The sequence below is a fragment of the Arthrobacter sp. Y3223164 genome, from assembly GCF_059091005.1.
On sequence record NZ_JBNHGF010000176.1, the window covers coordinates 1 to 5600 of the forward strand.

The 5600-nt window shown below is 66.3% G+C and carries 8 protein-coding genes; 7 read left to right on the forward strand and 1 reads right to left on the reverse strand.

Annotated features, from left to right (window positions below):
• Positions 1-359: 359 nt before the first annotated feature.
• The 7 genes from AC5RUJ_RS09965 (at position 360) to rplQ (ending at position 4785) form a co-directional block, all read left to right on the forward strand.
• On the forward strand, positions 360-1379 hold the full coding sequence (locus AC5RUJ_RS09965) for a P1 family peptidase (protein ID WP_494128399.1): 1020 nt from the start codon (positions 360-362) through the stop codon (positions 1377-1379).
• A 218-nt stretch (positions 1380-1597) separates the two neighbouring features.
• Complete coding sequence (gene infA / locus AC5RUJ_RS09970) at positions 1598-1819, forward strand: translation initiation factor IF-1 (RefSeq protein ID WP_005267757.1); 222 nt, start codon at positions 1598-1600, stop codon at positions 1817-1819.
• 77 nt (positions 1820-1896) lie between these two features.
• Positions 1897-2010 (forward strand): 50S ribosomal protein L36, encoded by a 114-nt coding sequence (rpmJ, locus tag AC5RUJ_RS09975; RefSeq protein ID WP_005267758.1) that lies wholly within the window; start codon positions 1897-1899, stop codon positions 2008-2010.
• A gap of 160 nt (positions 2011-2170) precedes the next feature.
• Positions 2171-2545 (forward strand): 30S ribosomal protein S13, encoded by a 375-nt coding sequence (gene rpsM, locus AC5RUJ_RS09980; protein ID WP_493979201.1) that lies wholly within the window; start codon positions 2171-2173, stop codon positions 2543-2545.
• A gap of 46 nt (positions 2546-2591) precedes the next feature.
• Positions 2592-2993: a 30S ribosomal protein S11 gene (rpsK, locus tag AC5RUJ_RS09985; RefSeq protein ID WP_005267760.1), complete on the forward strand. Its 402-nt coding sequence runs from the start codon at positions 2592-2594 to the stop codon at positions 2991-2993.
• Positions 2994-3151: 158 nt separating this feature from the next.
• Complete coding sequence (locus AC5RUJ_RS09990) at positions 3152-4156, forward strand: DNA-directed RNA polymerase subunit alpha (RefSeq protein ID WP_493979200.1); 1005 nt, start codon at positions 3152-3154, stop codon at positions 4154-4156.
• Between the two features lie 65 nt (positions 4157-4221).
• Positions 4222-4785 carry a 50S ribosomal protein L17 gene (gene rplQ, locus AC5RUJ_RS09995; RefSeq protein WP_494128398.1) on the forward strand — a complete coding sequence of 188 codons (564 nt, stop codon included), beginning with the start codon at positions 4222-4224 and terminating at the stop codon, positions 4783-4785.
• Positions 4786-4795: 10 nt separating this feature from the next.
• Here the strand turns inward: rplQ and AC5RUJ_RS10000 are convergent.
• Positions 4796-5600, reverse strand: an 805-nt coding sequence (locus AC5RUJ_RS10000) for a cytochrome c oxidase assembly protein (RefSeq protein ID WP_494155815.1), incomplete at its 5' end; no start/stop codon positions are given.

Below are 5600 nucleotides of genomic sequence, written 5' to 3' on the forward strand. Positions count from 1 at the left end.
GACCGGGCCACCGCGTTCGGCGTGCGCAGGCCGCGCTCCGCGCGCTGCTTCGCGTGCCTCGGCTGCTTCGGGTGCTGCTGGTGGCTCGGGTCCGGCCGGATCAAACATGTCGGCGTCTCAATCTTCGGCGTGCCCGCGGCACGGCAACGACTACGAGAGGTCATGGAACAAGGTCCACAGACGCCGCCGGGCCCCCGCCCCGATGGCCAACGATGCTGCTGAACTACTAAGAACAGGCTATTAGCCGGGTACGACAGTTTCGGAACCCGCAGCGGACCGGTGGGCAGGGGGAACTGCGGGCGTGCTTACCGCTGCACCTCATCCTTGCCCATCCCCATCCTCCGGGCGAGGATGAGGCCATGGCTTCTTCCATTACCGACGTGCCCGGCATCCGCGTGGGCCAGGTCCAGAAGATCGGCGACGGTTGGCTCACCGGCGTCACCGTGGTGCTGCCGCCGGCCGGGACGGTCGGCGCAGTGGATGTCCGCGGGGGCGGGCCGGCCACGCACGAGACCGACGCGCTCGATCCCACCACGCTGGTGCCCACGGTGGATGCCGTGGTGCTCGCCGGGGGCAGCGCCTTCGGGTTGGTGGCCGCGCACGGCGCGCAGCGCTGGCTGGAGGAGCAGGGGCGCGGCTTCCGCACCCAGAATGCGGTGGTGCCGATCGTTCCGGCCGCTGCCCTTTACGACCTGGGCCGCGGCGGGGACATCAGGGCGCGGCCTGATGAGCAGATGGGGTACGACGCCGCTGCCTCCGCCGGCGCGATGGAGGACTTTGGTGTAGTGCAGCGGGGTAATGCGGGCGCCGGCACCGGGGCTGCGATGGGCTTCCAGCAGTACAAGGGCGGAGTGGGGACCGCCTCGCTGCGCATGGGCGGCGCGAACGAGGGAATCGTGGTCGGCGCGCTCGCGGTGGCCAATGCCGCCGGCAATCCGTTCCGCGGGACCAGAGGAGCCTCGCCCGCGGCGCAAGCAGAAGAACCGCTTGGCACACCCGGCGCGGCAGGAGTTCCAGAGGCACCAGGAGCACCGGGAGGAACCGGCTCACCGGCGGCCGGGCCGCTGAACACCACCCTGTGCGTGGTCGCCACCAACGCCGTGTTGGATCCGGCGCAGACCAAGCGGACGGCATCGGCCGCGCATGCCGGGCTGGCCCGGGCGGTTAGCCCGTCGCACACCCTGATGGACGGGGACGTGGTCTTCGCCCTGGCCACCGGTGCGCAGCAGCTGGTGCAGGACGGGCCCATCGACCCCCGGGCGGAACTGCACGTGCTGGCCGCGGAAGCGGTCACCGCGGCCATTTGGGACGCCGTGGTGAGTGCCGAACGGGTGGCGGCGGCCGGCGTCGTACTGGAGAAGTATCCGCACCTCGGCTGAAGTCTGCCGCCCGCGTCCCCGACCCTTACCCGGATTTAACTTTATCCGGCTTCCGGAGTACAGTTGTCTGTTGGTTGTCTCTACCTTCATGCCCATCTTCGGGTGCATGGCGCCCGCGAAAGCCTGCCGGAACGTACGGCTCAGTGGGAGTGTAGCGGCAAGCGAAACCCTAAAACTAGCCACCGCTCCGGCGATGGTTACTGACGTTAGCGGAGGATATGGCTAAGAAAGACGGTGTCATTGAGATTGAAGGCACTGTGCAGGAGGCTCTGCCCAATGCGATGTTCCGCGTTGAGTTGACCAACGGGCACGTTGTGCTGGCTCATATCTCGGGAAAGATGCGTCAGCACTACATCAGGATCCTCCCCGAGGACCGCGTTGTGGTGGAACTCAGCCCGTACGACCTCTCACGGGGCCGTATCGTCTACCGCTACAAGTAAAGGCTTATGCCGCAGGCAACTGCGGAGAACCGTAAGTAGTTACAAGGCAGCATCAGCTAACAACGCAAAGGAAAACCATGAAGGTCCAGCCGAGCGTCAAGCGGATTTGTGACAAGTGCCAGGTGATTCGTCGCAAGGGCAACGTCATTGTGATCTGCGAGAACCCGCGCCACAAGCAGCGCCAGGGCTAAGACTCCTGCTTCAAGCAGGGGCAGCACGCCCACGCGTAGTAACTCAAGATAAAGGCAGCGCAGCAGGGCAACCTGCACACCCCCGGCACGGAGGCCGGGGACCCGAACAACGGGGCCGCGCTGCTTCAGACCTCCGGATACAACAAGGAGAACCGCCACTATGGCTCGTCTCGCTGGCGTAGATATTCCCCGCGAAAAGCGGGTAATTATCGCCCTGACTTACATCTACGGCGTGGGTAAGACCCGTGCAGAGCAGGTTATCGCGGAGACCGGCATCAGCCCGGAAACCCGCGTCAAGGACCTCACCGACGCTGAGCTCGTGCAGCTGCGTGACTTCATCGAGGGCAACTACAAGGTAGAAGGCGACCTCCGCCGCGAAGTTGCAGCCGACATCCGCCGCAAGGTTGAGATCGGCAGCTACGAAGGCATCCGCCACCGCCGTGGCCTGCCCGTCCGCGGACAGCGCACCAAGACCAACGCTCGCACCCGCAAGGGCCCGAAGCGCACCGTCGCCGGTAAGAAGAAGACCCGCTGATTCCCAGCCGGTCAGATAGCTACCAACCAACTTTGTAGGAGAAGCAATGCCCCCCAAGACTCGTGGAGCGGTACGCAAGCCGCGTCGCAAGGACAAGAAGAACATCGCGCTGGGCCAGGCGCACATCAAGAGCACCTTCAACAACACCATCGTGTCCATCACGGATCCGACCGGTGCCGTCATCTCGTGGGCCTCGGCCGGCGAGGTTGGCTTCAAGGGCTCCCGCAAGTCCACCCCGTTCGCCGCGCAGATGGCTGCCGAATCGGCCGCCAAGCGTGCCCAGGAGCACGGCCTGAAGAAGGTCGACGTCTTCGTGAAGGGCCCGGGGTCGGGACGCGAGACCGCAATCCGTTCGCTGCAGGCCGCTGGCCTCGAGGTTGGCTCCATCCAGGACGTCACCCCCAGCGCGCACAACGGTTGCCGTCCGCCGAAGCGCCGCCGCGTCTAAACAGCCCAAGGATACTTTTGGCCGCCGCACAGATTCCTCCCACTTTTGCGGGAGAGTCTGTCGGCGGCCGAAAGTTCCACGCTGGAGGCTGACCAGCCGCCCTTTTCCACCAATTCGTGCTGCGTCATATAGCGGATGCTCGCTGAAAGGAAATCTAAGTGCTCATTGCACAGCGCCCCACCCTTACTGAAGAAGTAGTGGCCGATAACCGCTCCCGGTTCGTCATCGAACCGCTGGAGCCGGGCTTTGGCTACACCCTCGGAAACTCCCTCCGCCGCACGCTGCTGTCCTCGATTCCGGGGGCTGCCGTCACCAGCATCCGCATCGACGGCGTGCTGCATGAGTTCACCACCGTGCCGGGTGTGAAGGAAGATGTCACCGAGATCATCCTGAACATCAAGAACCTGGCTGTCTCCTCCGAGCACGACGAGCCCGTGGTTGCCTACCTGCGCAAGCAGGGACCCGGTGTCGTCACCGCCGCGGACATCGCGCCGCCGGCCGGCGTGGAGTTCCACAACCCGGACCTGCACATCGCCACGCTGAACGAGAAGGGCAAGTTCGAACTCGAACTGACCATCGAACGCGGCCGTGGCTACGTGTCGGCAGCCCAGAACAAGTCCGGCGACCAGGAGATCGGCCGCATCCCGGTCGACTCCATCTACTCGCCGGTGCTGAAGGTGACCTTCAAGGTTGAGGCAACCCGTGTTGAGCAGCGCACCGACTTCGACCGCCTGATCGTCGACGTCGAAACCAAGGCCTCCATTGCACCGCGCGACGCCGTCGCCTCTGCCGGAACCACCCTGGTTGAACTGTTCGGCCTGGCCCGCGAGTTGAACACCGCCGCCGAAGGCATCGAGATTGGCCCGAGCCCCACGGACGCCGCCCTGGCTGCCGACATGGCCCTGCCGATCGAGGACCTGGAACTGACCGTCCGTTCCTACAACTGCCTTAAGCGTGAGGGCATCCACACCGTGGGTGAACTCGTAGCCCGCTCCGAGGCCGACCTGATGGACATCCGCAACTTCGGTGCCAAGTCCATCGACGAGGTCAAGGCAAAGCTGGTGGAACTGGGTCTGTCGCTGAAGGATTCGCCCCCTGGGTTCGATCTGGCTGCCCGCGCCGCAGCCATCGACGAGGACGAAACCTTCGAGGACGAACTCTAAAACGCAAGAATTCTGCCGCCACGGCGCTCGGGAGCGCACAGCGGCACCATTGAGGAGAAAACATAATGCCTACCCCCGCTAAGGGTCCGCGCCTCGGAGGCGGTCCTGCCCACGAGCGCCTGATGCTCGCCAACCTGTCCGCCGCGCTCTTCGAGCACAAGCGGATCACCACCACGGTCACCAAGGCCAAGCGCCTGCGCCCGTTCGCCGAGCGCCTGATCACGTTCGCCAAGCGCGGCGACCTGGCCTCGCGCCGCCGCGTGCTGGCAGTGATCAGCAACAAGGGCATCGTGCACGAGCTGTTCACCGACATCGCGCCGGTGATGACCAACCGCGACGGCGGCTACACCCGCATCACCAAGATCGGCAACCGCAAGGGCGACAACGCCCCCATGGCCGTCATCGAACTGGTGATGGAGCCGGTGTCCCCGAAGCAGGCCGTCGTGAACGAGGCCGAGAAGGCCACGGCCAAGGCTGCCCCGGCTCCGGTCGAGGAAGAGACCGCTTCGGCCGAGTCCGCTGAATCGCCCGAGTCGGCGCAGTCCGGCGATTCCGCTGACTCTCCCGAGTCCGCAGAGTCCGCTCCGTCGGCCGAGTCCGCCGAGGATGCTGCCGAAGAGAAGAAGTAGTTCTTCGCCTTCACTGCTTGAAGCCCGCCGTCCCCTTCCGGGGCGGCGGGCTTTTGCGTATCTTCAAGCCCCCCCCCCATAACGACGCCGGGCCCGCCTCGGGGGCGCGGGGTCCGGTCCCGCGGGAGCTTGGTGCGGCCGGTTCGCCGCGACGCGGTTCAGCGTCGTGGACGGGAATCGGCCGGCTGGCCAGCGGCATGCGCCGGGGCCGCCACGTCGACACCAGCGCGAAGGCCAGCAGCAGCTCGGCAACGTCTCCGCCGTAATACATCAGTTCGCCGGCAAGCCTCAGCTCGGCGGCCGGCGCCGGGACCTGGACGAACAGCCCCGCGTAGAGCAACTGGGACAGGACCGCATGGCCGGCGATGGCGACGCCCAGCACCACCAGCCGCGCCGGCACGGAGGGCCTGCGCGGTGCCGGGTCCGGCCCGGCGATCACCCAGGCGAAGAGGCAGCCGGCGGCTAGGAAGTGCAGGTGGACGGCGTGGTGCAGCAGCGGGGTGTCCGCCGCGAGGCTGTAGAGCGGCGTGAAGTACAGCCCCGCCAGCCCGCCGAGGGTGAGTACCAGCGCAGTCACGGGGTTGGCCACCAGATGGGCCGGGTGTGAGCGCAGCACCCTTCCGATCACCCTGCCGCAACGGCGCGGCACCGACCTCAGCAGCAGAGTCACCGGCGCACCAAGCACTAGGCCGATCGGCGCATACATGCCAATCAGCAGGTGCTGGACCATGTGGGCCGGCAGCCCGCCCGGCGGCAGCGGCATCAGCTGCGGCGCGAGGCCCAGCGCCAGCAACAGCGCGCCGGCGAGGAAGGAA

Bases quoted from the DNA above. Each gene is read 5' to 3' on its own strand.
- rplQ (WP_494128398.1), top strand. From the start codon at position 4,222: ATGCCTACCCCCGCTAAGGGTCCGCGCCTCGGAGGCGGTCCTGCCCAC.
- AC5RUJ_RS09965 (WP_494128399.1), top strand. From the start codon at position 360: ATGGCTTCTTCCATTACCGACGTGCCCGGCATCCGCGTGGGCCAGGTC.
- rpsM (WP_493979201.1), top strand. From the start codon at position 2,171: ATGGCTCGTCTCGCTGGCGTAGATATTCCCCGCGAAAAGCGGGTAATT.
- infA (WP_005267757.1), top strand. From the start codon at position 1,598: ATGGCTAAGAAAGACGGTGTCATTGAGATTGAAGGCACTGTGCAGGAG.
- rpsK (WP_005267760.1), top strand. From the start codon at position 2,592: ATGCCCCCCAAGACTCGTGGAGCGGTACGCAAGCCGCGTCGCAAGGAC.
- rpmJ (WP_005267758.1), top strand. From the start codon at position 1,897: ATGAAGGTCCAGCCGAGCGTCAAGCGGATTTGTGACAAGTGCCAGGTG.